The 24,534-nt window shown below is 47.1% G+C and carries 20 protein-coding genes and 2 tRNA genes; 4 read left to right on the top strand and 18 right to left on the bottom strand.

Going from position 1 to position 24,534, the window contains the following annotated elements; translation table 11 throughout:
• Positions 1–112 precede the first annotated feature (112 nt).
• The 4 genes from L3C95_RS10000 to L3C95_RS09985 all read right to left on the bottom strand — a co-directional run bounded on the left by L3C95_RS10000 (position 113) and on the right by L3C95_RS09985 (position 6,517).
• Complete coding sequence (locus L3C95_RS10000; protein WP_236386617.1) at positions 113–1,438, bottom strand: APC family permease; 1,326 nt, start codon at positions 1,436–1,438, stop codon at positions 113–115.
• Positions 1,439–1,523: 85 nt separating this feature from the next.
• A complete protein-coding gene (locus tag L3C95_RS09995; RefSeq protein ID WP_236386620.1) occupies positions 1,524–2,210 on the bottom strand; it encodes a RibD family protein in 687 nt (228 codons plus the stop codon).
• Between the two features lie 94 nt (positions 2,211–2,304).
• Entirely contained in the window at positions 2,305–5,733 is a 3,429-nt protein-coding gene (locus tag L3C95_RS09990) for a PA14 domain-containing protein (protein WP_236386623.1), read from the bottom strand.
• Positions 5,734–6,034: 301 nt separating this feature from the next.
• Entirely contained in the window at positions 6,035–6,517 is a 483-nt protein-coding gene (locus L3C95_RS09985; RefSeq protein ID WP_236386625.1) for an ankyrin repeat domain-containing protein, read from the bottom strand.
• A gap of 210 nt (positions 6,518–6,727) precedes the next feature.
• Here L3C95_RS09985 and L3C95_RS09980 point away from each other — a divergent pair, with 210 nt between their 5' ends.
• Positions 6,728–8,206, top strand: coding sequence for a catalase (locus L3C95_RS09980; RefSeq protein WP_236386627.1), 1,479 nt, complete (start codon positions 6,728–6,730; stop codon positions 8,204–8,206).
• A gap of 200 nt (positions 8,207–8,406) precedes the next feature.
• On the opposite strand, the gene L3C95_RS09975 is transcribed toward L3C95_RS09980, so the two are convergent.
• Together L3C95_RS09975 and L3C95_RS09970 are read right to left on the bottom strand one after the other, a co-directional pair.
• The gene (locus L3C95_RS09975) at positions 8,407–9,345 is read right to left on the bottom strand and encodes a hydrogen peroxide-inducible genes activator (protein ID WP_236386629.1); all 939 of its coding nucleotides are present in this window, start codon (positions 9,343–9,345) and stop codon (positions 8,407–8,409) included.
• A 38-nt stretch (positions 9,346–9,383) separates the two neighbouring features.
• The gene (locus L3C95_RS09970; protein WP_236386631.1) at positions 9,384–9,851 is read right to left on the bottom strand and encodes an ankyrin repeat domain-containing protein; all 468 of its coding nucleotides are present in this window, start codon (positions 9,849–9,851) and stop codon (positions 9,384–9,386) included.
• A gap of 159 nt (positions 9,852–10,010) precedes the next feature.
• Here L3C95_RS09970 and L3C95_RS09965 point away from each other — a divergent pair.
• Together L3C95_RS09965 and L3C95_RS09960 are read left to right on the top strand one after the other, a co-directional pair.
• Positions 10,011–10,083: transfer RNA gene (locus L3C95_RS09965), tRNA-Gly, on the top strand.
• Between the two features lie 10 nt (positions 10,084–10,093).
• Positions 10,094–10,165, top strand: a tRNA-Cys gene (locus L3C95_RS09960).
• Between the two features lie 4 nt (positions 10,166–10,169).
• Here L3C95_RS09960 and L3C95_RS09955 read toward each other — a convergent pair.
• The 4 genes from L3C95_RS09955 to L3C95_RS09940 form a co-directional block, all read right to left on the bottom strand.
• Positions 10,170–11,279, bottom strand: coding sequence for a hypothetical protein (locus L3C95_RS09955; protein WP_236386633.1), 1,110 nt, complete (start codon positions 11,277–11,279; stop codon positions 10,170–10,172).
• A gap of 39 nt (positions 11,280–11,318) precedes the next feature.
• Positions 11,319–12,776 carry an SDR family NAD(P)-dependent oxidoreductase gene (locus L3C95_RS09950; protein WP_236386635.1) on the bottom strand — a complete coding sequence of 486 codons (1,458 nt, stop codon included), beginning with the start codon at positions 12,774–12,776 and terminating at the stop codon, positions 11,319–11,321.
• 140 nt (positions 12,777–12,916) lie between these two features.
• Positions 12,917–13,303, bottom strand: a complete 387-nt coding sequence (locus L3C95_RS09945) for a DoxX family protein (RefSeq protein WP_236386637.1) — start codon at positions 13,301–13,303, stop codon at positions 12,917–12,919.
• 19 nt (positions 13,304–13,322) lie between these two features.
• On the bottom strand, positions 13,323–13,784 hold the full coding sequence (locus tag L3C95_RS09940; protein WP_236386639.1) for a hypothetical protein: 462 nt from the start codon (positions 13,782–13,784) through the stop codon (positions 13,323–13,325).
• Between the two features lie 129 nt (positions 13,785–13,913).
• On the opposite strand from L3C95_RS09940, the gene L3C95_RS09935 reads away from it, so the two are divergent.
• Positions 13,914–14,555, top strand: a complete 642-nt coding sequence (locus L3C95_RS09935) for a MarR family winged helix-turn-helix transcriptional regulator (RefSeq protein ID WP_236386640.1) — start codon at positions 13,914–13,916, stop codon at positions 14,553–14,555.
• Positions 14,556–14,680: 125 nt separating this feature from the next.
• On the opposite strand, the gene L3C95_RS09930 is transcribed toward L3C95_RS09935, so the two are convergent.
• Genes L3C95_RS09930 through nuoG form a run of 8 tightly spaced genes read right to left on the bottom strand, consistent with a single transcriptional unit; the run spans position 14,681 to position 24,532 of the window.
• Positions 14,681–16,120, bottom strand: a complete 1,440-nt coding sequence (locus L3C95_RS09930) for an NADH-quinone oxidoreductase subunit N (protein WP_236386643.1) — start codon at positions 16,118–16,120, stop codon at positions 14,681–14,683.
• Positions 16,113–17,582, bottom strand: coding sequence for a NuoM family protein (locus L3C95_RS09925; RefSeq protein WP_236386646.1), 1,470 nt, complete (start codon positions 17,580–17,582; stop codon positions 16,113–16,115). The genes L3C95_RS09930 and L3C95_RS09925 overlap by 8 nt, the downstream gene beginning before the upstream one ends.
• Positions 17,579–19,468 (bottom strand): NADH-quinone oxidoreductase subunit L, encoded by a 1,890-nt coding sequence (gene nuoL / locus L3C95_RS09920; protein WP_236386647.1) that lies wholly within the window; start codon positions 19,466–19,468, stop codon positions 17,579–17,581. The genes L3C95_RS09925 and nuoL overlap by 4 nt, the downstream gene beginning before the upstream one ends.
• Positions 19,469–19,475: 7 nt before the next feature.
• Entirely contained in the window at positions 19,476–19,784 is a 309-nt protein-coding gene (gene nuoK / locus L3C95_RS09915; RefSeq protein WP_149694548.1) for an NADH-quinone oxidoreductase subunit NuoK, read from the bottom strand.
• On the bottom strand, positions 19,784–20,317 hold the full coding sequence (nuoJ, locus tag L3C95_RS09910) for an NADH-quinone oxidoreductase subunit J (protein ID WP_236386648.1): 534 nt from the start codon (positions 20,315–20,317) through the stop codon (positions 19,784–19,786). The genes nuoK and nuoJ overlap by 1 nt, the downstream gene beginning before the upstream one ends.
• A 12-nt stretch (positions 20,318–20,329) precedes the next feature.
• A complete protein-coding gene (gene nuoI, locus L3C95_RS09905) occupies positions 20,330–20,845 on the bottom strand; it encodes an NADH-quinone oxidoreductase subunit NuoI (protein ID WP_236386649.1) in 516 nt (171 codons plus the stop codon).
• Positions 20,846–20,870: 25 nt separating this feature from the next.
• A complete protein-coding gene (nuoH, locus tag L3C95_RS09900; RefSeq protein WP_236386650.1) occupies positions 20,871–21,827 on the bottom strand; it encodes an NADH-quinone oxidoreductase subunit NuoH in 957 nt (318 codons plus the stop codon).
• The gene (gene nuoG / locus L3C95_RS09895; protein ID WP_236386652.1) at positions 21,824–24,532 is read right to left on the bottom strand and encodes an NADH-quinone oxidoreductase subunit NuoG; all 2,709 of its coding nucleotides are present in this window, start codon (positions 24,530–24,532) and stop codon (positions 21,824–21,826) included. Before nuoG ends, nuoH begins: the two co-directional genes overlap by 4 nt.
• Positions 24,533–24,534 lie beyond the last annotated feature (2 nt).

Raw genomic sequence — 24,534 nt, 5'->3', positions numbered from 1 at the left:
TGGTCTTTTTGGTTGACGTAATCCTCTAGCGAGGATAAATGTAATCATTTTAGAAAATTAAAGGACTGCTTTCATCGAAGTCATCCTTGCTGGTCAACCGCTATTATAACCGTTATAACATCCTTTTCTGCAGCCTTGACTTAATAATATAAACAATGATACCTGCCATTGTCACCGTGACGCCGGCCAGCATCATATGCAGTCCGGTAGAGATGAAAATGCCTATCCAGATCATGATAGCGAGAATTACAGGCAGCGGATATAAAGGCATATGCCATTTGAAGAAATCCCTTCCCTGTCTTCTGCTGAGTAGTATGAGTCCCACCGCCTGGGCAATGAACTGTATCATAATGCGCATGGCGAGGATAGCGCTGATGACTTCTTTGATCTTGAATAAGAGACTGAATATAAACGCCACTGCTCCTAAGAAAAGCAGCGATACATAAGGGAAATTTTTCGTAGGGTGAAGACGTGCAAATACCTTAAAGAAAGCGCCATCCTGTGCAGCGGCATAAGGAATACGGCTGTAACCCAGGGTAGCCGAGAAGACAGACGCAAAAGCCACCCAGAGGATCAGGATAGTGGCAATTTTGGCGGCAGTGGGTCCTCCCAGTACTTCGATGAACTCACTTACTACGAAGGGGCTGCTCTCTACCCGGTCGAAGGGTAATACCGATGCCACACTGATGTTCATACACAGGTACAGTACAGTGATACCTGCGATGGAAATCAGCATACTGCGGGGAATATTCTTTTCCGGCTGCCTGATTTCTCCACCCAGGTGACAGATGTTATAATAACCGAGGTAACTGTAAATGGTCTTTACGCTGGCAAAACCCAGAGCGGCTGCAAATGCAGAATTGAGTTTCAGCCCGTCGTTGATATGTTTAATGGGATCTAGGAAATTGCCGTGTACTATTCCTCCACCGATGATCCAGACCATGGTAACAAGTACCCCCATCCACAGCAATACACTGATCCTGCCAATGGTTTCGATATTGCGGTACAGCAGGAAAACAATCAGTAGTACCATACCACCGCTGACAGCCTTTATGCCCCAGAAGCCTAACGGAAATATATACCCTGCGTATTGTGCAAAGCCAATAGCAGCCGAAGCGATGACAAGGGGCGCCTGGATCATGGTCTGCCATACAAACAGGAAACTCATGAGCTTCCCTGTTTTGGGGCCGAAGCCTTCTTTCAGGAAGTTATAACTACCGCCTGCTTTAGGGAAAGTAGCTCCCAGCTCACTCCAAACCATGGCGTCGATAAACGACAGTACTGCCCCGGCTATCCAGGCGTACAGAAAGCCCGGACCACGCATGGTCTCAGCCACCACACTCAATACTATAAATGGGCCTATGCCCACCATGTCTGTCATATTAATAGCAGTAGCCTGTAACAGACTAATGCGCCGGGATAGTTCTGGTTGCTTCATTTGAGGCGTAAAAATAAATATTTTGCGCCGCAGAGAAGAAAAATTTATTGATGTTCTTCAATGTTTTCCCTTCAGTCGCCACGCTTTATTTTAATACTTTATATTTTATCCACACCACGTCATCTGTCATTTGTTGCAGATGGATCAGTTTCAGATGTTTGTAAGGGATGGTTTCAACGGTGGGAAGTCCGGTATCATTGAGTGTAGCAGTGTCACTACCATCCGCAATAGGATAATAGAGGATGCTGAATTCATCTATCAATCCGGCAGCGTGGAATGATCCATTTACGCCACCACCACCTTCCAGCATTATTTTGTTGATATTAAAATGTTGTTGCAGCTTGTTCAGGATAAGCGAAAGATCAACGGAAGTAGTGCCGCCAAACAGGTAAGAAATACCTTTTGACTGTAGGTAACCCAGGTATTCGGGTGCTACCTTTTCTGTCAGTACAACAATCAGCCGGTCTCCGTCCAGGTCGTTGGAATCCCATCCGAGTTTACCCGAAGCATCGAGTGCTATTACGTAAGACGCTGCCCTGGCGTCAGCGATGAAGTCCGTTTTGTCCTGTATCTTTTCAAAGGATGATAAGTCTGGCAATTCAGCCGCAAAATGTTGTTCCATTGTTACTCTTCCACAGAACCAGGCATCTGCGTTTTCATGTTTCCCTCCTGTCTGCTCATACAATTCAGCTCCTTTAAACGGCTTCCAGTTGTCTGTAATGATCCTGCCGTCAATTGAACAAAGCATGTGACAAATAACGTATGGTTTCATATTGCTCAGTGTTATTTATCACAAAGATGAGACAATTGACGAACAGGATCTGGTAGAAAACAAAGTATAACTTACTCATTTCAAAGATAGCAGCTTACTCTGCGCTCTTTATGAGATGTTTCGTTGTCTTTACACCATTAATATCGATCTGGATGAGGTACACGCCAGGACGCAGATGCGCGGTGCTGATCTCCTGACCGGAAGTAACGATCCTGACTGGTGTAACCTGTCTTCCTAATGCATCATAAATGATGAGCTTCGCTTGTTTTGCGCCGAACTTCAATCGCACATGAGTGGCAGCCGGATTGGGATAAAGTACAATGTCTTTGCCTGTAGCTGATTTCTCATATGCGGCTGCCAGACGGCTGTTGGCAAGCGACAATGGCGTTGCATACAGCTGGTTTTTCGGAATGATCTCCTTGCCTTGTGAAGCACTTGACCATGACAGTTTGCAGTTGGCGCCGCCGTTGTTTTCGAAATATTCCAGTCTGATATCGTATTGCTGACCTGCTGTCAATGTAATGGTACCGGAGTATTCAATATCCCAGTCATCCAGCCATTTGTCAATGATGAGCTGATTGTTGACCCACAAACGTCTGCCGTTATCACTGGTGATATAGAAGGTATACTGACCTGAATATCTTGGTTCTACTTTCCCTGTCCAGCGTACCGTGTAACCGTTTGTGTTGACACCGGTGCCAGGAGCACCTTCACCCCAGTCAAAATTGATTGTGGGATCCAGGCGGGAGAAGACGAATGTTTCGAAATTCATGCCGTTGTAGTAATTACCCGTAAGGCCGTTACCATTGCCGACAGGTGGAACAGATAACAACTGCCATCTGGCAGAGAGCTGGCCTGTGCCTGTATGCTGTACCACCTTAGCTTCCGGTGCTGTGCTCTCGTTAAGCGTGGAGAGCACTTTACCACTCAGTACAGATATGAATTTGTAATAACCGCTATCTGCCTGTACCGCAATGAACTGCTGGTTGGCAGCTTCCTGGTTGGTCCATTGCCAGAGACTGACATCTTCATTCAGGCTGGATTGTGGAATGTCAAGGCATTTGGCGCTATGATAAGCGGTAATAGTATAACGGCCATCGCCAAGATGTTTGAGTGTGAATGTCTGATTGGCAGCACCTGTACCGTGCCATAACTGTATGGGCGTACCATCGCCTGTACCACCGAGTCCACCGCGTACGTCGAGGAACAATCCACTGCTTACGTTTTTGATGGTGTAAGAGCCTGCCAGGTTAGGATTACCGTTTGCCAGTACTTTAATAGAGCTGGTCTTGTCATTCCAGGTGCTTCCCAGGTTAGCACTGGAAGATGTCAATACGGTAGAATCGCCGGCAAAATTCTCATGCTCAAACAATATCACTTTATAACCTTCTGCGATCTTCACGGAGGAAATGTCATCATTAAGCACACCTTTCAGCTCCAGTCCTGCCAGTTTGTAACCGCCGATAGGAAGGCCGGCACGGAAGCCATTGTATTGTGCATGCTCGTAAACGGTGACCGGACCGTTGCTTGTGTCAGGTCTGCTGTAGAGCTGTGCTCTGGGAATGATCTGTCTTGACTGGGAGGCACTTTCCCATTGCAGGTGACAGAAGGCATCACCATTGCCTTCAGCATACCGCAGTTCGATGTTGTATTTCTGGCCGGCTGTTAAGGCAATAGTGCCACTTCGGGTATAAGCGCCCTGTGTCTCAAAATCGTTGATGATAGGTTGACCATTCACTGTAAGCTTTACACCATCATCTGAGTATACATGAAAGGTGTATTGCTCGGAGTATAAGGGTTGTACCTGTCCGGACCATTTCACAGAGAACTGGTTGTTGCCCAGCTGGGCCTGATCGGGAGAACCGGCGCCCCAATCGAAATCTACATTGCCATCGGTCTGCTGATATTTTAGGTTGTCGAGATGATAGCCACTATAGTATTCCGCTTTCAGGCCATTGCCGGTTCCGACAGGTAATCCTTTCAGATTTTTACGGATCAGCCATACAAATTCATCGGGTGCTACTACGCGTACATTAGGCCCAAGGCGGCTGATACACTCCTGTACATCGTCGACATCTCTTGACCAGATGTGTACGGAAACAAGGCTGTACCCATCTGCTGAGTTGATATTGGTAGATGCCTGGTTCAGTTGATTGGCCAATGATTGCGGAGAAGAAAGCGTTCCCCATAGCGTGTACCTTCCGCCAATGGATGGTTTGTCTTTATACCAGTCGATCTGTCCATGTCTGCCGGTATAATTGGCACCATAGCTGTAATAGAACAGCGCATCGATGTTATCCTGTTTCAGATAAGCGCTTGGATCATTATCGCTGTCGTCTGCATCAATGATGTTCACAATACGCAGGTCGGCTTGTTTCATATAACTATTGAGCAGCTTATTTTCCGTTTCAAGATCGGCATCCGGATAACGCCCGGGGAAGTAGTAACTTCTTCCGGAAGGACCAGCTATCAGTACATTCCTGCCATCGGGCGTGGTGAGGCAGTTCTCTACATATTTCTCGTATACCACAGGCGCCAGTTCAGATAGGGAAGGAGAGATGGTCCAGCCCAGGTTGACATGTGCACGGTTAGGATTATTCCAGTTGTTGATGTTATCGTGAGAACCCAGGAGCCATTGCACATTATCTCCGTCGGTAATCACAAAACAAACGGTATGCACGCCGGGTTTCACTTCAAAGGGTTTAATGGGATCTTTCTGTTTAAAGATCTTCGACCTGGCTGGGATATTGCTCAACGCAGACATATTGGGCGCCCAGTCAGAGGGAAGGATACTCATGGACTTCAGCGAGAGTTGTTCCACTGTTTCATATTCCGCCGGTCCCCAGCCGAAGAAGGTAGCACCTTTATTCATGCGGTTATACACACTTGTAGCCAGTGTACCGGAAGGCGAATTATCCCAGAACTGAAATGCTTTTGTGTAGGCACTGTAGTCGCCCAGAGAGAATACGCGGTCATCGGAGCTCTGTTGATAAGCAGCTATTTTCTGACTAAAAAGACTGCCATAGTTGGCCAATGCCCAGGCTTCATCCCGGGTGCGTACATCGAGCAGACGGGTGAGACCGGCATTGATGGCTGTCTGTTCGATGTCGGCCGGAACAGCGACAGCATTCATCACACCCGCCAATGAGATAGCAACATTAGTCGATTTGTCTTTCTGGTTGCACAGGATGTAGCCTGATAACCTGTTAGCAAAGCGGTTGAGCAGACCGGAAAAATTGGTGTAATAGGTGTCATTGATCTTTACACCGGCATTTTCCACCAGTGTACGATGACCTGAAATGTCTCTGAGGATAGCGGGTTTCGTTTGCGCCAGAACCCCCATCAGCGTTTGCAGGGCTATCTTTTCAGATGCCGCATAATTCTCAGATGTAAGGAATAAGGTGTCGGGCACGGCAGAAAGCGGAAACGGGCTTCCCGGCACCCTCGGTACTGTTGTCTGTGCCTGGGTAAACAGTGTGGGCATCCATACAACAAGGAGTGTGTAAATGATTCTCTTTTTCATGATGGAATTGATTTGGTTACATGAGTACTTGTACGTGAAATGGAATGTATGTAAGTGGAGGGCGTAGATAGTTTTCAGCTATTACGAGCTACAGAGCGGGTTACACGCATTAAATATAATAACCGGGATGGTTATTTCATAGTGTAAAATAATATTTATCAGCCGGCGTGCGGATAAGAGATTGTTTCTAAAGGGGTTTCACGGGTGATGTGGAAAGAGGTATCAAAAAATAAATGAAGACCCCGGCGTTGCTTAAACGATGACAAGCCAACATGAGGCCTCGGAATAAACAGAAAGTGTATCAGGCTTTGGATACACTTTCTGTCATGATTGCAGGCTGTTTCTTCGTTGGCAACAATATTCTGCCCAATAAGCCTGTTATTAACTTAATCTTCGCCATGACCTTTTTCTTAAGCGGGTTAGCGCCGTTGTCGAGCAGTAGGTCTATGATGTCGTTATGTCCAAATGTGGCCGCATAGGTCAGGGCAGTGGCGCCGTGGTCTGTTTCCGTGCTAATGGAAGCACCTTTTTTTAGCAGAAGTTTTACGATGTCTATATGTCCTTTAAAGCAGGCGCCCATTAACGCTGTATGTCCCAGGTTGTCTTTCAGTTCTGTTTTAGCGCCTGCCTTTAACAGAAAATCTACTGCCTTGCTGTGATTGTAATAGGCGGCAATGATCAGTGGTGTGGATCCTCTGTTATCTCTTGCATTGAGCTGACCATCTGTTATGTATTCCCGCAGGAGTGAAATATTGTTTGTTCTTGCGGCTTCAAATATGTCCATGTGAGAAATCTTTTGTGCAATATTATTTATTCCGGTGGCTTACAGATACTGAATAGAATAATATCATAGGCGATAGATTTCGTCTATTGATGCTTCAATACGTCTCTGATAGCTATCATCTATAGGCCATCTTATTTCCTTATTCTCTTCTCTGTTGATATCTGCAGAGATACTTTTGTGTCCAACAATTACACAAAAAAAATGCGTTTTATGAATCAGCAGAACAATCATTTAACTACACGCCAGGGACACCCTGTACATAACAACCAGAGCATGCGTACCCTGGGTAACCGGGGACCAGCTGTTTTAGAGAACTATCAGTTCCTTGAAAAGATCGCTCATTTCGACCGTGAGCGTGTGCCCGAAAGAGTGGTACATGCGCGTGGAACGGGTGCACACGGCATATTTGAAGCTTATGGCACAGTAGGAAATGATCCGGTTGCGAAATATACACGCGCAAAGTTGTTCCAGGAGAAGGGAAAACAGACGCCTGTGTTTGTTCGCTTTTCAACAGTAATACATGGTGGCCATTCTCCGGAAACATTAAGAGATCCGAGAGGTTTTGCAGTGAAATTTTATACAGAAGATGGTATATGGGACCTGGTAGGGAACAACCTGAAAGTCTTCTTTATCCGCGATGCTATTAAGTTCCCTGATTTTATTCATGCCCTGAAACCGGACCCTGTTCATAATCGCCAGGATGGTGGGCGTGTCATGGACTTCTTCAGTAATTCCCCTGAAGTGATGCATATGATCACCTGGGTGTTCTCTCCATGGGGTATCCCTGCTAATTATCGCCAGATGCAGGGTTCAGGTGTAAATACTTATAAATGGGTGAACAAGGCGGGAGAAGCCGTTTTAGTGAAATATCACTGGGAGCCGCTGGCAGGTGTAAAGAATCTAACGCAGCAGGAAGCAAAGCAGATACAGGCAGAGAACTTCAATCATGCTACACAGGACCTGTATGACGCAATAGAAGCAGGTAATTATCCCGAGTGGGAACTGTTTGTGCAGATCATGAGTGATGATGCACATCCGGAGCTGGATTTTGATCCTTTAGACGATACTAAGATCTGGCCGCGGGAGCAATTTCCATGGCTGCCTGTAGGTAAAATGACCTTGAACAGGAATCCGCAGAACTACTTTGCAGAAGTGGAGCAGTCAGCTTTTGGCCCGGGAGTACTCGTGGATGGTCTTGATTTTTCTGATGATAAGATGCTGATCGGCCGTACTTTCTCATATTCTGATACACAGCGTTACCGCGTAGGGCCTAATTATCTGCAGTTGCCAATTAACGCTCCTAAAAATCATATCGGTACTAATCAGAGAGATGGTAGTATGACCTACAAAGTGGATCTTCCTGCAGGTGCCAATCCGCATGTGAATTATGAGCCGTCCAGTTTGAACGGATTGGTGGAAGCTCCTCAGACAGACATACCATACGAACCGACATATGCAGCAGCCAGGATAGTGCGCCAGAGCATTGACCGTACTAATAACTATAAGCAGGCAGGTGAGCTTTACAGGTCGTTCCAGGAATGGGAACGCGAAGACCTGATCAATAACCTGGTAGATACATTGGTAGCCGCTACGCCTGCTATACAGCAGAAGATGGTGGAGCATTTTTATAAATGCGATGAGGATTATGGACGCCGTATAGCAGAAGGCTTAAAGAAAGCAGGTAAATAAGGATGTTGTACAAATGCACAATGACAGGAGATAAGCTAAAGAAAGGAGAATTGCTAAAAAGTAGAAGTGCCCCCATAAGTGTCTTACTTATTGGGGGCACTTCAAAGTATTATGTAGCCTGTTTTTATTCGCTACCTAATAGCGCCAGGTAGTTATTTGAGCAAGTTTAGGATGTTCGTTTGTTTGGATACATCTTCCTTTTATATTGCTTCTATTAATTCTTTCCTGCTCTTTGTTTTCAATTTCTGTGGCACGCTGGCCAGTATCTCCGTTTTCAGCGCTTCTATCATTTTCCGTTTTACAAAATTTTTAGGCGTGATCAGACCTATTTCACGGGCTGGCTCGGGAAAATGAAAGTATCTGAGCTTTTCACGTTGTGCGTCTGTCAGGTCGGTTAATGCCAGTTCAGGAAGAATGGTGGCGCCATTGTTTTCATCTACCATACGTTTCAGCGTTTCTATACTGCCGGTATTGTATTCGTAGTGCTGTGAACCCTTCGTGGTTTTGCGGCGCTGACAAATGTTCAGCACCTGGTCGCGCATACAATGACCATCATTCAATATCCACAATTCTTCTATATTGATATCCGAAGGCTTCAGTTTTTTCTTTTTAAACAACACGCTTTCGGCTGAAACGTAGGCCACAAAATTCTCGTAGAATAAAGGCGTTTCGGTGAATTGTGGCTCATGTACCGGAGTGGATACAATACCGCAATCTATATGGCCGAGCTTCAGCTGTTGCGTGATCTGCTCTGTGTTCTGTTCGCCCACTATCAGTTTTACACCCGGGTACTTGTTGATGAATTGTGTGATGATCTTTGGAACAATATAAGGCGCTACTGTAGGAATGATCCCGATCTTCAGTTCACCTGTGAGTTCTTTGTTCCTGTCTGTTACCAGGTCCTGGATCTTCTGGTATTCGGCTAAGAGTACCCTTGCCTGCATGATAATCTCGGCTCCGATCTCTGTGGGTACTACCGGCGATTTGGTGCGGTTAAATATTTTTACACCCAGTAAGTCTTCCAGTTTCTGGATCTGCATACTGAGCGTAGGCTGGGTGACAAAACATTTCTTTGCCGCCACATTGAAGCTGCGGTAGGTGTCTACGGCGACGATATATTCGAACTGTACAATAGTCATACAAAGTGTTTATCCCTGGCAAACAGGCATGGTGCAGGTCAGCGCTTTGCTGCAGCTACCATTGTTTCATAACCTGTTGCATTTTCCTGTAAAAGTGCATAATCGATCGGGTTTTTGCCAAACCTGTCTTTCTTAAGCGGGGATGCTCCATGATGAAGTAACAGCGTGATGATGTCGTTATGTCCGAAGGTAGCAGCAAAGGTCAATGCGGTAGCGCCGTTGCCGTTTTCAGTGTGTACGGATGCGCCGTTTTCGAGTAACAGTTGAGCTACCTGTGTATAGCCTTTAAAGCAAACTCCCATCAGGGCGGTATTGCCCATACCGTCCTGTATTTCCGTATCAGCACCTGCTTTGAGCAGGGCAGATACTGCGGCTGTATTGTTGTAATAAGTGGCTAAAATAAGCGGAGTAGAACCCCTGGTGTCTTTTTTATTTATCTGGCCTTCTTTCAGAAGATCGTTCAATGCCGTTACATTATTTGTACGTGCTGCTTCGAAGATGTCCATCGCTTAACTGGTTTAATTTATGCTCAATATTAGATAAACCAGCTGGAAAATGGCCAGGGATAAGATAATATCATAGGCTATAGATGAAATCTATAGCCTATGGCAGATTTGATAGAAATAATTTAAATAGTCAAATTATTATATATTTGCGCCCGTGATGGCGGGGTAGTTTAACATGGAAGAACGCTTTCTTGCCAGGAAAGAGATCTAAGTTCGAGGCCTAGCGTCGCCATCCACTTTATGGAGGATAATTTAACTGGAAAAATATCAGATTGCAAATCTGAAAACGTGTCGGTTCGAGCCCCGCTCCTCCTCAGCTTATCTATAAACGCTTTTTATAGCTTTACTGTCAGGATGGATGTGATAAGCAGGCTTCTCAGGGAAGCCATCCATAATGATTGTATTTACGCCCCTTTTTTCCACTTCTTTTTTCAGCATTACTTTATTTTCTTCCGGCAAATTGGTTTTGGTAAGATCCAGGTTTTCTATCTGCGCCTGTTCGATAAAGTATTCAGTCAGCAGTTGTGCGGATGCGGAAGACAGCTGGTTAGCTTTTGCTCCCAATGCCCGTGTGGATGCTGCATAACCAAGGTCAAGGCTTCGGAGGCTTTTGTTAGTTTTCAGGGCCGTAAACAGCAATTGCATGCCTTTATCGGCAATGCCGCAACTTGCCAGGCTGAGGTCCTGCAGGGTGGCGTTAGTACTTAATGCAGGCGCCAGTGCCGCTATGCCTTCATCTCCGATATTGTTTACACTCAGGTATAGTGACTTCATGTGGGTGTTGCGGAGCAGCATATCATTTACATATTTCATAGTGGCGGCAGTCAGGTAGTTCCCGCTGAGATAGAACCTTTCAATGGTGTTGTTCTCTGCAAGGTATTGCAGCAGGGTATGTAATTCTTCACCTACACAGGTATTGACAAGATCAAGCGTGCGGATATGTTGATTCTTTGACAACAGTTTTATAAGCGATGCTGCGCTTTCCCCGCCGATAGGGTTTCTTTTGAACCAGATGCTTTTTACACTTTGATTCTCTTCCAATGCTTCGCAGATAGCCTTGCAACCTGCATGCTCAATATAATTACATCCGAGGTAAACGGTTTCAATTGAGTTGTTTGTCTTTAGTAAATCTGCTACTGCTATGGCGCCAGGATTGCCGAAGGCGTTTGTTCCTAACAGAATATGTTTTATAACTGTATTGTGCTTTAATGCTGCTGCGACCAGTTCAATGCCTTCCACACCTAGTTTTTGTTTACACATATCCAGACGTCCGTCTGACGTAACTGTACCGACAGGGAATGCCTTATCTGTGGCGGGCAGGGGGGCATTGTTTAACAGGAAGTCAATAAGCGGTTGAAGCGCCTGTCTGGAAAAGGGAAAGGTAGCGACAACGTTATCAACCGGACAAATTACCTGTGCTGCTTGCATATGAAATGGGTTTATTGTTATTATACTTAATAATGTTGTTTACCACGCGTGTGGGAGATAGTCTTTGAGAAAATGACCGAACAAAGGTAGTTCAGGCAAATTAATGCCTCTTACTACGGGATCGTAAATCCTTGCCATGCCATCAGTTTCATCCAGGGGAGGTACGAAGCCTTCTTCCTCATATAAGCGTTCTTTTTTAGGATAAGGGTTTTCCTGTGTGATCCATCCGGTGTCTACGCTGTTCATGAATATATGGTCCTGTGCATATTCCTGTGCAGACGTTCTGGTCATCATGTTCAGGGCCGCTTTGGCCATATTTGTATGCGGATGGAAAGGTGTTTTTGATATGCGATTGAATTGTCCTTCCATGGCAGAAACGTTGATGATGAACCTTCTTTCAAAGGGAGAGCGTATCATCATGTCTTTCAGCTGACTATTCAGCATGAAAGGCGCAGTGACGTTCACCAGCTGCGTTTCAAGCATCTCGCCGGGAGGCACTTCCTGGAGCCGCATTGTCCAGCTATTGCTTGTTCTCAGGTCCACTTGCTGCCTGTCTTTATCATAACGGTTTGCCGGAAAAGCAGTAGCCGTTTCGTATGGCAGCAACTGTTGTTCATGGCTGCTGGTCAGGAACTGGAAGGGAGTTGAAAAAGCAATGCATTGTCTTACCGCTTCCGGCAGATTATCTGAATCGCTTTCTTCCAATTCAAACAGGTGCCGATAAAACGCTACCGGCCGTTTGATGGTTTGGGCGGCGTTATTAATAAGGATATCCAGGTGTGTTTCCTGTGTTTGCAGGTATTGTATGAAACTGTTTAACTGTGCCAGGTTGCGCAGGTCTAATGCTACTATTTTCAGCCGATGATTCCATTCAGCAAAATCGGCTTCCTGACTGAAGCGCATAGCGCAGTCCTTCGCAAAGCGGGTAGTGACCCATACTTTAGCGCCATCGCGCAACATGCGCAGGGCGGTGAGATAGCCTATCTTTATTCTTCCGCCGGTGATCAGCGCTACTCTGCCTTCCAGGTTGGCCTGCTGATGTCTGCGGGTGTAGTTGACATCAGCACAGGAAGGGCAAAGCATGTGATAAAAGAAATGTACCTGTTTATAGGGTGTTTTGCAGATATAACATCGCTGGTAGCCTGCAAGTTCCAGCGGTTCCTTTGCGTCCGGTACGTCTTCTGTATCAGGCAGCTCATATTTGCGATGCATGGCAGTCTGTGCCAGCACTACTTTTTTATCGTATTGTTTCAGTAAACTTTGCTTTTGAGACAACTTCTGTACTTTCTTCAATGACAGTAGCTGTGTTGATACGGCCGGCTTGTTGAGCAGTTCATCAGCAACCTGTTGTTTATTGTCTTTCTTGGCCCGCTTATAGAGTTTGGTTACCAGCCCTTTCAGGCTTAGGGTGTCCAGTGATTTATCAGGATCCCGGGATAGCACCTGCAATACCTTGATACACGTTTCCCACTCTTCTTTTGTGAAATCATTCTTCATAGGAAGGGATCTTTAGATAGATAAAAATATGAAATATATATCTATCTAAAGAACTTGCCCAAAAAGCTGCTCTCCAACAAATGGTCTTTTATCCCGGATCGTACATGATCCGGAATAAAAGAACCCTGAAAGCCAATATATTAATTGGCCGGCCCTGACAGCTTCAGGCCATTTATTTTGTAATAATACAGGTACGAAACCACCAGGCTGACAAAGAAAAAGGTATGTCCTATTTCAAGCAGCACACTGTCTCCACTGGATAGGTGAGCAATAGTTGCCGAGATAAGCGTGATCGCAAAGCCGAAATAGGCAAACTCCTTAATTCTGTGTGGTACCATAGGAAGCACTAAGGCCAGTACTCCGAGGAGCTTCGCCACTGTTAGTTCTATTCTGAACCAGCCGGGAAGTCCCAGGTGTGCAAACGCGCCTTTCATTTCCTCATTGAAGGAAAAGTTGATAGCGCTCCACAGCATGACAGCAGCTACGATACCTGTTGCTATCCAGTAGATGATTTTATCTTTTTTCATTGTCTTTGTTTTGAATGGATCAGTTAAACTTGAAAACACTGAGCAGGATGATGACGAAGAACATGAGCAGCTGTGCATAATGGAACAGACGAAGCTTATGCTTTATCTGTAAGGTTTCTCCGGCCTCGCTGGTAACCTCCGTCATTCTTTTTCTGAGGCTGATCACCAGACGTCTGCCAATGATGATGTTGTTGAGAATAATAAGCACCACAATGGCAAACTTGATCCTGAACCATAATTGCTCGCCAAATACGCCATGGGTCATAGCCATCATACCGACGCCACTGAGAATGATGGCAGCCATTCCCAGTCCCATCAGCAAAGGGAATTTTATCATGCTCTGCAACATGGGTCTTGCCGCAATGGCATCCAGTGCATATTGTTTCCAGAATTGGCGGAAGGAGACAAAGTCGGCGGTAGTAGTCCCTGCAAACAGCACCAGCCCCACCAGGTGAAGTAACAGAAAGCTTTGAAAGATCATTGGATAGTGATTTAGCGGATATAATATTTCGATTTCGTGATTTGTCTTACAAATATATATCGTTTCCGTAGTAAATATACCATTTCCGAAGTATTTATTTTATGTTTGCTTCGAAAACAGAGTAATTTAATGAATAAAGCAGTTGCGCTCGTCAATGAATGGGGGGCTTTCGATGATAAATATCCGGAGGGCAGCGTTGCCGATTTTTGCCGGTATTACCTTGCTAATCAAAAAGAAAAAGAAGATAAAACGCCCCTGCCTAGGGGTAAATTTCTGCCTGTCAGTACTGACGGGGTATTAATGCGTCTGATAGGCAGGATCTTCAAGCTACATGCTATTTATACGGCTGCTGCCATGGAGGGGACCGGTATCAATACAGTAGACGAATATTCCCTGCTCAATACCGTGCAGCAGCTGGATGAACCGAGAAAGACCGAGGCGATCTATGCGGCATTACAAGAACTATCCACCGGCACAGATATGCTGGCCAGGTTACAGAAACTGGGTTATCTGACGGAGTATGCTGATAAAGAGGATAAAAGATCAAAACGGTTGAAAGTAACCCCGAAGGGTGAGAAGGTATTGGTGACCTGTAGAAAAAGAATGAGCCAACTGGCTGAGATCATGTTCCATGACCTGAATGAAGATGACAAGATGTTATGCTTCCAACTGCTGAAAGGCGTCGAAACAAAATTTGCCGGTATCTGGCAGTCGCATAAAGGCAAGGAGTTTGACGATATTTATGAGGAGATCGTCACGTCTGCGAAATGAACTTAGATCACATATTGTGACATGCTCAATGTAATGCCGTGTTAAATAATTAACCAGGGTGCAACAGGAAGAGATACTCTGTTTTGCAGCCTGGTTAATATTTTAGTATGATAGTCTATTTGATGCTAATGTAGCATCAGAAAATCCCGTATGCCCTCCAGTGTCAGATTGGGAAATATTCCTAACCAGCATATCAGTCCGGCCATGATCACTAATGTGATGTAGGTGGATACATGGAAGAAAGGATGGACCGGCTTTGGTATCGCTTCTGCCGATACAGTTGTAGAGAACAGCGCATTAATGACCCGCAGATAGTAATACAGACCGATTACACTGGTCAGCACCAGCACGATCAACGGTAGCCAGACAGATTGATGTACACCGGCTGACAGTACAAAGAACTTCGCCAGAAAACCCGCAGTTAGCGGGATGCCTGCCAGAGATAACAGGGAGATGGCCAATACAGTTGCGATGATAGGTCTCTTCCAGATCAGCCCATCATATGTATGCAGCTCTTCTGCTTCATGGTGCCTGGATGACAAGAGAATGATCACGCCAAAGGCTGATAATAAGGTAATGGAATAAGCAGTCAGATAGAAGATGGCGGCTTCGGTGCCAGCATTGTTCCCTGGCAGAAATGCTACAAGCAGGTAGCCGAAATGGGCAATAGACGAATAGGCCAGCAGGCGCTTCAGGTTACGCTGTTGTAAGGCCAGTATATTACCCGTCACCATAGACGCAATGGCAATGACAGAAAAAATAGTAACCACCAGCGGATACTCCTGCAGGTGAATACTCTGTGCAAAGCGGAGCAACACTGCAAATGTGCCTATCTTCGAAATAGTAGCGATGAAGGCAGTGACAGGAGAGGGCGAACCCTGATAAACGTCTGCCGCCCACAGATGGAATGGCACCAGCGCCAGTTTAAAGCCCACAGCAACGATGATGGTGCCAAGTCCCATCAGGAATAGGGGAGATGACCCTACCGTTGCCAGCTGCTCCGCAATACCGGAAAATTTCATACTGCCGGTTTCCATGTAAATAAGCGCCATCCCGAATAAGAGAAATGCGGAAGAAAGCGCTGCCAGTACAAGGTATTTCATGCCGGCTTCCACCGCATTGTTCCTGTTGCGCAGGTAGGCAATCAGTGCATATAAGCTTACGCTCAGTAATTCCAGTCCTATGAACAGGGAAATGAAATGCTGGCTGATGGTCAGGATGGCTGCGCCCAGCGTAGCAAGGAACAGGAGTATGTAATACTCTTTGGGGTTCTCTTCCCGTTCCTCAAAATAGATATAGGAAAACAACCCGATCACCAGCACGCAAAATATGATCAGGCCTGTAAATACCGCTGCCTGCCCATCTACAATAAAGAGGGGGGGTATTTCCTGGGGAAGTGTATCTCTGACATACCAGGTGGCAAAGACAACCAGGCACATCATCAGGAAACCTACCACCTGGATAACAGTATGGCTTAAGCGGAAAGCGATCAGCAATATGACAACGACGGAGGCCATTGCCAGTACAATGAAAGGAAGCAGGGCTGATAGTTGTAGCTCATTCATGGAGTGACGGATGAATAGTAGATAAATGTTGCACGGTATCGATGACAGGCTGCGGGAATAATCCGAGTACCACAATACTGATACTCAGGGCAGCCATAATAACCAGTTCCCTGGCGCTGATCTCTTTTACAGGCTCTGTAAAATGCTGCTGTCCCATGAATACTTTCTGCAGCATACGCAGAGAATATACGGCAGACAGGATCAGTCCGAGGGTGGCAATGATGCTGAATGCCGGATGACTGCCAAATGTTCCCAGCAGGATGAAGAATTCAGCAATGAAATTGCCCAGTGCAGGCAAACCAGCGGATGCCATTGTAAACAATATCGCTATGCCTCCCATTGCCGGCATGGAGGTCCACAGGCCCCCCATCCGGTCAATATCCCTCGTATGTAATCTTTCCTTCAGCATGCCCGCCATTACGAAAAGGGCCCCTGTACTTAGACCATGGGTCAGGATCTGCATCACGACGCCCTGCATAGCAATGGTGCTGAAAGAGAAGACGCCTACCAGTACAAAGCCCATATGACTCACAGAGGTATATGCGATCAGGCGTTTGAGATCGGTTTGCGAAAAGGCCAGCAGTGCGCCATAGATAATGCCGGCCACGCCAAATAGGATCATTACAGGGGCAATAGCTACAGCACTTTCGGGGAAAAGTGGTAGCACAAAACGGATGATGCCATAGGCGCCTGTCTTCAGTAACAAGCCGGCCAGTACAAGGCTACCCGCCGTCGGCGCTTCTCCATGTGCATCCGGCAGCCAGTTATGGAAAGGCACTACCGGTAGTTTAATAGCAAACGCGATGAGAAAGCCCAGCATGAGCCATTTTGCTATAGCAGGATCTGTTGCGGTTTGCAACAGGCTGAAATAATCGAAAGTATATCTGCCTGTCTGGTCGCCGTGAATAAAATATAAGGCCAGTATAGACAACAGCATGAAGAGGCTGCCTACCTGCGTAAAAATAAAGAACTTGTAACCGGCATAACGGCGGCGTGCATCACCCCATAAGATGATCAGGAAATACATCGGTATCAGCATCACTTCCCAGCAGAAATAGAACAGTATCAGGTCCATGGCGATGAATACACCACTGATACCTGCCAGTGTCCATAACAGGTTGAAGAAATAGAAGCCGGTTTTTTCTTTAATCTCTTTCCATGAACAGAGCACAGCCAGGATGCCCAGGAAAAAGGTCAGCAGCAGCAATACATGGCTGAATCCATCCATGGCCACGTGGAAACTGATACCCAATGCAGGTATCCAGTCTGCCTGATAATTGATATACCAGGAAGTATTGTCCGGGAAAGCTTTATAGACGCTAAAGAGCCAGCATGCGATCAGCAGATCGGCAGTGACTGTAAGCAGGGCAATCCATTTTGCCAGCAGGGGTGATCTTCGCGCTGCCAGCCAGCTTACTATGCCTCCTGCCAGTAAAATGCATATCATCCATATCAGTATCATAACAGTATTTGTAAGGTGATGATGAACAGGATACCTACCAGCACACCAGTTACATACCATCGCAAGGAGCCATTCTGCGATACGGAGAACAGCCTGTTGAGATGCAGGTTGGCATTAGCGATGGCTGTATATAGTTTATCGGATACATCAGATTTATTAATACCGGTAATGAAGAGGAAAGGCTTTACCAGCAGTATGTCATACAGCTGATCGAACTTCCATCCTTTAAACAGGAAATGCCGCACATTCATCAGACCGTCAGATTGCTTCCATCGCAAGAGCAGTTCGCTTTGTCCGTAGTATAACACATAACCGGTATAGATGCCGAGAAGAGAAACACCCACGGCAATCAGCTGGAATACTATTTCAGGTGGCAGGTTGCTTTTCAGTGCGGTAGCGGGCAATGCCTGCTGGACTATTTCCGAGAACACAGAAACGTGTAAGAGATTATGCGGCCATTCTATCCAGCCTACTGCTATAGAGAAGAATGCCAGTATGACCAGCGGAACGGTCATGGCACGTGCCGGAAGATGTCCCGGTGTTGTTTTCATATCTCCCCAGAAAACGACCAGTATCAGCCTCGTGGAATAAAATGCGGTAATGAACGCACCCAGCAGGGCTAATGTCCAGAGTACCGGGTGACCACCATTGGCACTCCATGCATACCAGAGGATCTGGTCTTTACTAAAGAAGCCGGCAGTGACCAGGGGCAATGCGGCCAGTGCAGCTGCGCCTATTGTAAACGTATAAAAGATAACAGGCATTTTCTTTCTCAGGCCTCCCATTTTAAAGATGTCGTGTTCGTGGTGTAGGGTTTCAATAACTGCTCCTGCAGCAAGGAATAGCAGGGCTTTGAAGAAAGCATGTGTGAAGAAATGGAAGATCGCTGCACTCCAGGCGCCTACACCCAGTGCCAGGAACATATACCCGATCTGGCTGATGGTGGAGTAGGCAAGTACTCTCTTAATATCTGTCTGCACCATAGCGCTGCAGCCTGCAATGAATAGTGTTACGGCTCCTATAATGGCAGTGATCTGCATAGCAGTGGGTGAGAGTTCGAACAGCGTATGCATTCTTGCTATGAGATAAACGCCTGCTGTTACCATGGTGGCTGCATGGATCAATGCACTCACGGGCGAGGGGCCTGCCATTGCATCGGGCAGCCATGTCTGAAGGGGCAGCTGTGCAGATTTACCGATTCCGCCCGACAGGAGTAATAATGCGATCAGTGTAATAGTAGTAGAACCGCTGCTGAATTGCTGAGGAGCCTTTGCCAGGATATCTGGGATGTATAATGTGCCCAGCTCTCTAAATAGCAGAAACAGACCAATGATCATCGCGGTATCGCCAATACGGGTGATCACAAAGGCTTTATTGGCTGCCCGGTAATTGCCCGGTGTTTCATACCAGAAGCCGATGAGCAGGTAACTGCACAATCCCACGCCTTCCCATCCCAGGTACATCAATACGAGGTTGTCGGCCATCACCAGCGTCAGCATGGCGCAAACGAAGAGGTTCATGCTGGCGAAGAAGCGGGCATAATCCCGGTCGTGACGCATGAATGCAACGGAGTAAATATGGATCAGGGCTCCTATGAACGTAATGACGCAAATGAAGACAAGCGACAATGCATCGATGCGCAGGCTGATATCTGCCGACAAGTGACCGGTAAGGAACCAGTGCCATAACACCTGTGTGTAAGCTCCACTCTCGGGAGGCGATTGCAGGAAGCCTGCACTGATGATGAGTGCAATGATGGCGGAAATGCAGATACTACCGGCCCCGATGCCCGCAATGAAGTTACGGGACAGGTGTTTCCCCGCCATTGATAACACCAGGAAACCCAGTAGCGGCAGGGTAGGTATCAGATACAGGTACTGTTCCATATAAAACTTAATCTTTTAGTTCTTTGAGTTCTTCAACATCCAATGTTTTATGCTGGTGCTGGATCTGTAATACCAGCGCCAGTGCAACAGACACTTCTGCTGCTGCCATGGCCAGTATGAACAGGTACATGACCTGTCCGTCCGGCTGCTGCCACCTGGAGCCGGCAGCTACAAAGGCCAGTCCTGCGGCATTGAGCATGATCTCGATAGAGAGCAGCATAAAAATGATGTTCTTTCTTGTGAGTACGCCTGCCAGTCCCAATACAAACAGGATTGCAGCGACTATTAAGACCGTGTGTGCGTGAACAATTGACATCAGTTCAGGTTTGGATATGTTTGAAGGAACCTGTGCAGGTTCTTTTTCTTGTGCTTACCGATATGTGCTGCTCCTACAATACCCGTCATTAGCAGAAAACCCACCAGCTCCACAGCAATGATGTATTCACCGTACAGCGATAAGGATACCTGCTTTGCTGTAACGACAGCAGCCGGCATGGGGGTAGGTTTATCCTGTAACAGCAACACAGCCATTTCTGCCAGCAACACCAGCGATAATATAGATGGGCCAAGCCATGCCCGCAATTGCAGCCACTCTTTCTCCTGTTGGGCGGTTTGCTTGCCAAGGTTAAGCATCATCACCACAAAAATGAAGAGCACCACAATGGCGCCTGCGTAAACAATCACCTGCAATGCCGCTGCAAAGGGAGCTCCCAGTGAAAGGAATGTAACTGCCAGCGCCAGGAAAGATACGACCAGGTACAACAGCGCATGGATTGGTTGGTAGCGTGTGATCACCATAATGGTAGACAGGATCGCAATGAATGACGATATATAGAAGACCAGAGACATATCCTTAGATTTTCAGGGTAATAAGCTTTTGATATCTACAGGGGCTTCTTCGTCCTGCCCCTTACCTTTTTCTTTCACACCTGCATCCAGACCAGCCACATTATAGAAGTTATAACCGGGATATTTTCCCTGGCTGTCGATCAGCAGATCTTCTTTTTCGTACACCAGGTCCTGACGATTGTATTCGGCCATCTCAAAATCAGGGATCAGCTGAATAGCGTATGTAGGGCATGCTTCTTCACAGTATCCGCAGAAGATGCAACGGGAAAAATTGATGCGGAAGAATTCAGGGTATCTGCGGCCTTCCTCGTTTTCTGTAGCCTGCAGCGCAATACAATCTACCGGGCATGCAGCGGCACACAGGTAACAACCTACACAGCGTTCACCGCCATCAGGATCTTTTGTAAGCACAATACGTCCTCTCCATCGCGGATACAAGGGCGCTTTTTGTTCCGGGTATTGTATAGTGACCTTCTTATGAAAGAGGTGCCGGAATACCAACCACATTGTACGCAGGTGACTAATCATTGTTATAAGTTTTATGTTATCTCATTTAAGATCTGAGCCAGAGTGCAATTGCACCGGTAACTAAGAGATTGAGCAATACCAGCGGCAACAGCAGTTTCCAGCCATAGCCCATCAGCTGATCATAACGGGGGCGTGGCAGTGATGCACGCAGCAGGATGAAAAGCCCTATGAAGAAAAATGTTTTCAGGAAGAACCATACTACCGGCGGCAGGAATGCAGGTCCCAGCCATCCGCCAAAGAACAGCGTGACGGTCATTGCAGAGATCAATGATATTCCCAGGTATTCGCCAATGAAGAACATCCCGAATTTCATCCCGGAATATTCCGAGTGGAAACCTGCTATCAGCTCACTCTCTGCTTCAGGGATATCAAAGGGCAGGCGATGGGTCTCTGCAAGGCCCGCAATAAAGAAAACAACAAAACCAACGGGCTGCGTAACAACAAACCACAGGTCCTGCTGTGCGGCTACGATCTCCGTCAGGTTGAAAGACTTGCTCAGCATCACCACACCCATCAGGGAGAGGCCCATAAACACTTCGTAAGCGATCATCTGAGAAGCGCCACGTAATGCACCCAAGAGGGAGTATTTGTTGTTGGAAGCCCATCCTCCCAGTACAATGCTATATACGCCCAACGATGACATGGCGAGGAAGAACATCAGGCCAACATTCAGATCGGCTACCACAATGCCGGGTGCAAAAGGAATGATGGCAAGGCCCATCAGTACACTGGCCACTACGATAGCAGGGGCAAGGATAAATACCCATTTATCGGCGAACGGCGGGATCCAGTCTTCTTTGAAGAAGAGCTTCAATGTATCTGCCAGCACAATGAAAAGACCCAGTGGTCCTGCGCGGTTGGGTCCTAATCTGTCCTGCCACAAGGCCAGCAGCCTGCGTTCAACCCATATGAGCCCTGCGGCAATATTCAGGAATACGAAGAGTACACCTAAAACGATCCAGATGTGTTGCATTACAGTCATACGATTACAGTTGAGAGGTTTACCCATGCACCCCAGCTGAGTGCTTCCATACCTGTTAGCCCTGCCGGCGCCAGCATAATGCCATCGGGCAATGATTCATTTATAGAGAGCGGGAGTGTGTACGTTGAACCATTGGTCTTTATGGCAACAGTGTCCCCATTCTTCAACTGGGCCTGTTCAGCATCGCGCCTGGACAATGAGACATAAGGTTCCGGAGAAAGTGAGGCGATCCCTTTTGTATATACACTTAGTTCGCCGGAGCCAAACATGTGATACTGTGGTAGCAGCATCCACTTGCCTGCCCGGGGCGTAAATGCATCAGGGATGTCTTTTGAGAACACAGGAGGGGTGGTGGTCTGCTCAAACAGCCGTATACCCGGATCTCCTCCTTTCAGCGCACCACCGGCTTCTTCCTGGTACTTGGTGACCGACTGATTGGAGTTCCACCCCGGCGCCCAAAAGAAAGGAATAAGGGGAGAAGGCGGCAAGCCTCTGTATCCTTCCATCGTATATGACAGCGATGAATCGTCGTCCTGCAGCGGTTTAGGTTCGCTTACGGTCAGATTGGCCAGCATGGCCGTACGACCGCTATAGCGGTGTGATTCGCGTGGAATACGGGCGCCATGTACGCGAAAGTCGTGTGGCGGTGCTACCCTGGATACACCTGCAAACTGTGGGAATTTGATCTCTAATCCATGCAGGAGATCCTCCATGTGCTTTCCATGACCGTTGGAAGAAGTCATCACTAACGATTTGATGTCTGCCAGCCACTTAAAGCTTTCCCTGATCTCACTGTTGGCCGGCATGAATACCTGGCTGCTGCGTTGCGCGCGGGCTTCGTTGTTCACGAAAGTACCATCTGCCTCAGCGAATGTAGCGGCCGGGATCAGCACATGCGCTTTCTCTGTAGTGCGATTGTGCAATGTATCGAGCACGACGATATGTTTACACTTGCTGAAGAATGCATCTGCTTTGGCCGCCGGAATACTACGGTAAAGATCATTTTCCAGGATGATAGCCGTAACGTTGGTAGTGCGTTGCACATGTGTTACGGCTCTGTCAAAAGATGATGCACGCATCATAGCGAGGCCCATGCTGTTGCAGTCCTGCATGACAAATGCCAGCCCGGCTTTCTTTTCGTTGATGTCCAGCGCTGCGGCAATGTCAAATGCGGCCCTGATCAGGGCATTGTTCCAACAGGAAGTACCCGTAATGATCACAGGGTGTTTTGCCTGTTGCAGTGCTTTACTGATCGTGTTGGCGGTAGCTAGCAGTGCTTCTCCCGCATTACGTACTTCGGGCAGTGAAGGATTCAGTATATGCGCTATTGCAAAGCCCAGTCTTGCCATGTCGTCCGGTGTGGCCTTCATGGAAGAAGAGGATATCTCGTCAAGCGGTGAGGGCAGCATGGTGATGTTGGCCAGGAAGCCTTTATCCTCCTGCACCAGCTCCCTGATGGCTGCGTCATGCCAGGTAGGAATAGGCAGTTGTTCGGTGGTATGCGTGGCAGCCGTTTTCATGACTGACTGGCGAACAGCCAGCGCCATGATGGGCGCCGTATTCCAGATATCTTCACCTAATACCAGCACTGCATCTGATTGTTCGATCTCTTTCAGAGAAGGAGTATGGATACAACCTGATTGCAGGATATCTATTATTTTCTGTTCGACATATACCAGGTCATCGGGTACGCCCTGGTAGAAGTTTTCCTTGCCTACCAGTTCAAGAAGGGCGTAATTGCTTTCAAGAGAAGCTCTCGGAGAGCCGATGCCGATCAGGTTATGTCCGGCCACCAATGACCGTACATACTGTAGCACTGTATCATGTCCGGCTGCTTCTACGGGTTGATTACGGATGAGAGGCTGTGTGATGCGGTTTTCACTGTTGACGAATTCATATCCGAAGCGTCCTTTGTCGCACAGGAAATAGCCGTTCACTTCATGGTTATATCTGTTGACGATATTACGCAGTTGTCCGTAACGTTCGCCGGCAATCGTGTTACAGCCAAGGCTGCAATGCTGGCAAACGGAAGGTGCATTGGTGAGGTCCCATTTGCGGGTATAATGTTCTTTTAAAGTCTTGTCGGTAAAAACCCCTGTAGGGCATACCTCCACAAGATTACCGCTGAAGGGACTTTCCAGTACACCATCTTTTTCCCTGCCGAAATAAACGTGGTTGTGTGCTGCAAAAACGTTAAGATCTTTTCCTCCTGCATAATCGTGGTAGAAACGTACACAGCGGTAACACTGGATACAGCGGTTCATTTCATGATTAATGAGAGGGCCCAGGTATTGATTGGGATAGGTGCGTTTTTTGAAATGATAGTGCCGGTAGTTATGTCCTGTCATAACAGTCATATCCTGCAGGTGGCAGCAGCCACCTTCATCGCATACGGGGCAGTCGTGCGGGTGATTGGTCATCAGCCATTCCACGACCTGCGAGCGAAACGCTTTGGCTGTTTCATCATTTACAGAAATGCGCATTCCGTCTTTTACACCTTCCATACAACTCATGACCAGGCGGCCACGTGTATCTTCTTCATCTTTAAAGACTTTTATTGCACACTGGCGGCATGCGCCAACGCTTCCCATGGCAGGATGCCAGCAGAAATAGGGCAGATCAATTCCCAGGTTCAGACAGGCTTCCAGCAGGTTCTTACCTGTCTTTACATCGAAGGGTTTGTTATCAATATAAATTGTAGGCATGT

The sequence above is a fragment of the Chitinophaga filiformis genome, assembly GCF_021646545.1.
GTDB lineage: Bacteria > Bacteroidota > Bacteroidia > Chitinophagales > Chitinophagaceae > Chitinophaga > Chitinophaga filiformis_A.
Note: the sequence above shows the minus strand (reverse complement) of the source record. Positions and strands in the feature narration are given on the sequence as shown.

Excerpts from the sequence above, each read along its gene's own strand:
- L3C95_RS10000 (WP_236386617.1), bottom strand. The coding sequence starts at position 1,438 with ATGAAGCAACCAGAACTATCCCGGCGCATTAGTCTGTTACAGGCTACT.
- L3C95_RS09935 (WP_236386640.1), top strand. The coding sequence starts at position 13,914 with ATGAATAAAGCAGTTGCGCTCGTCAATGAATGGGGGGCTTTCGATGAT.
- L3C95_RS09930 (WP_236386643.1), bottom strand. The coding sequence starts at position 16,120 with ATGAATGAGCTACAACTATCAGCCCTGCTTCCTTTCATTGTACTGGCA.
- L3C95_RS09925 (WP_236386646.1), bottom strand. The coding sequence starts at position 17,582 with ATGATACTGATATGGATGATATGCATTTTACTGGCAGGAGGCATAGTA.
- nuoK (WP_149694548.1), bottom strand. The coding sequence starts at position 19,784 with ATGTCAATTGTTCACGCACACACGGTCTTAATAGTCGCTGCAATCCTG.
- L3C95_RS09980 (WP_236386627.1), top strand. The coding sequence starts at position 6,728 with ATGAATCAGCAGAACAATCATTTAACTACACGCCAGGGACACCCTGTA.
- L3C95_RS09990 (WP_236386623.1), bottom strand. The coding sequence starts at position 5,733 with ATGAAAAAGAGAATCATTTACACACTCCTTGTTGTATGGATGCCCACA.
- L3C95_RS09945 (WP_236386637.1), bottom strand. The coding sequence starts at position 13,303 with ATGAAAAAAGATAAAATCATCTACTGGATAGCAACAGGTATCGTAGCT.
- nuoG (WP_236386652.1), bottom strand. The coding sequence starts at position 24,532 with ATGCCTACAATTTATATTGATAACAAACCCTTCGATGTAAAGACAGGT.
- nuoL (WP_236386647.1), bottom strand. The coding sequence starts at position 19,468 with ATGGAACAGTACCTGTATCTGATACCTACCCTGCCGCTACTGGGTTTC.
- L3C95_RS09995 (WP_236386620.1), bottom strand. The coding sequence starts at position 2,210 with ATGAAACCATACGTTATTTGTCACATGCTTTGTTCAATTGACGGCAGG.
- L3C95_RS09970 (WP_236386631.1), bottom strand. The coding sequence starts at position 9,851 with ATGGACATCTTCGAAGCAGCACGTACAAATAATGTAACGGCATTGAAC.
- nuoH (WP_236386650.1), bottom strand. The coding sequence starts at position 21,827 with ATGACTGTAATGCAACACATCTGGATCGTTTTAGGTGTACTCTTCGTA.
- L3C95_RS09940 (WP_236386639.1), bottom strand. The coding sequence starts at position 13,784 with ATGATCTTTCAAAGCTTTCTGTTACTTCACCTGGTGGGGCTGGTGCTG.
- L3C95_RS09950 (WP_236386635.1), bottom strand. The coding sequence starts at position 12,776 with ATGAAGAATGATTTCACAAAAGAAGAGTGGGAAACGTGTATCAAGGTA.
- L3C95_RS09955 (WP_236386633.1), bottom strand. The coding sequence starts at position 11,279 with ATGCAAGCAGCACAGGTAATTTGTCCGGTTGATAACGTTGTCGCTACC.
- nuoI (WP_236386649.1), bottom strand. The coding sequence starts at position 20,845 with ATGATTAGTCACCTGCGTACAATGTGGTTGGTATTCCGGCACCTCTTT.
- L3C95_RS09985 (WP_236386625.1), bottom strand. The coding sequence starts at position 6,517 with ATGGACATATTTGAAGCCGCAAGAACAAACAATATTTCACTCCTGCGG.
- L3C95_RS09975 (WP_236386629.1), bottom strand. The coding sequence starts at position 9,345 with ATGACTATTGTACAGTTCGAATATATCGTCGCCGTAGACACCTACCGC.
- nuoJ (WP_236386648.1), bottom strand. The coding sequence starts at position 20,317 with ATGTCTCTGGTCTTCTATATATCGTCATTCATTGCGATCCTGTCTACC.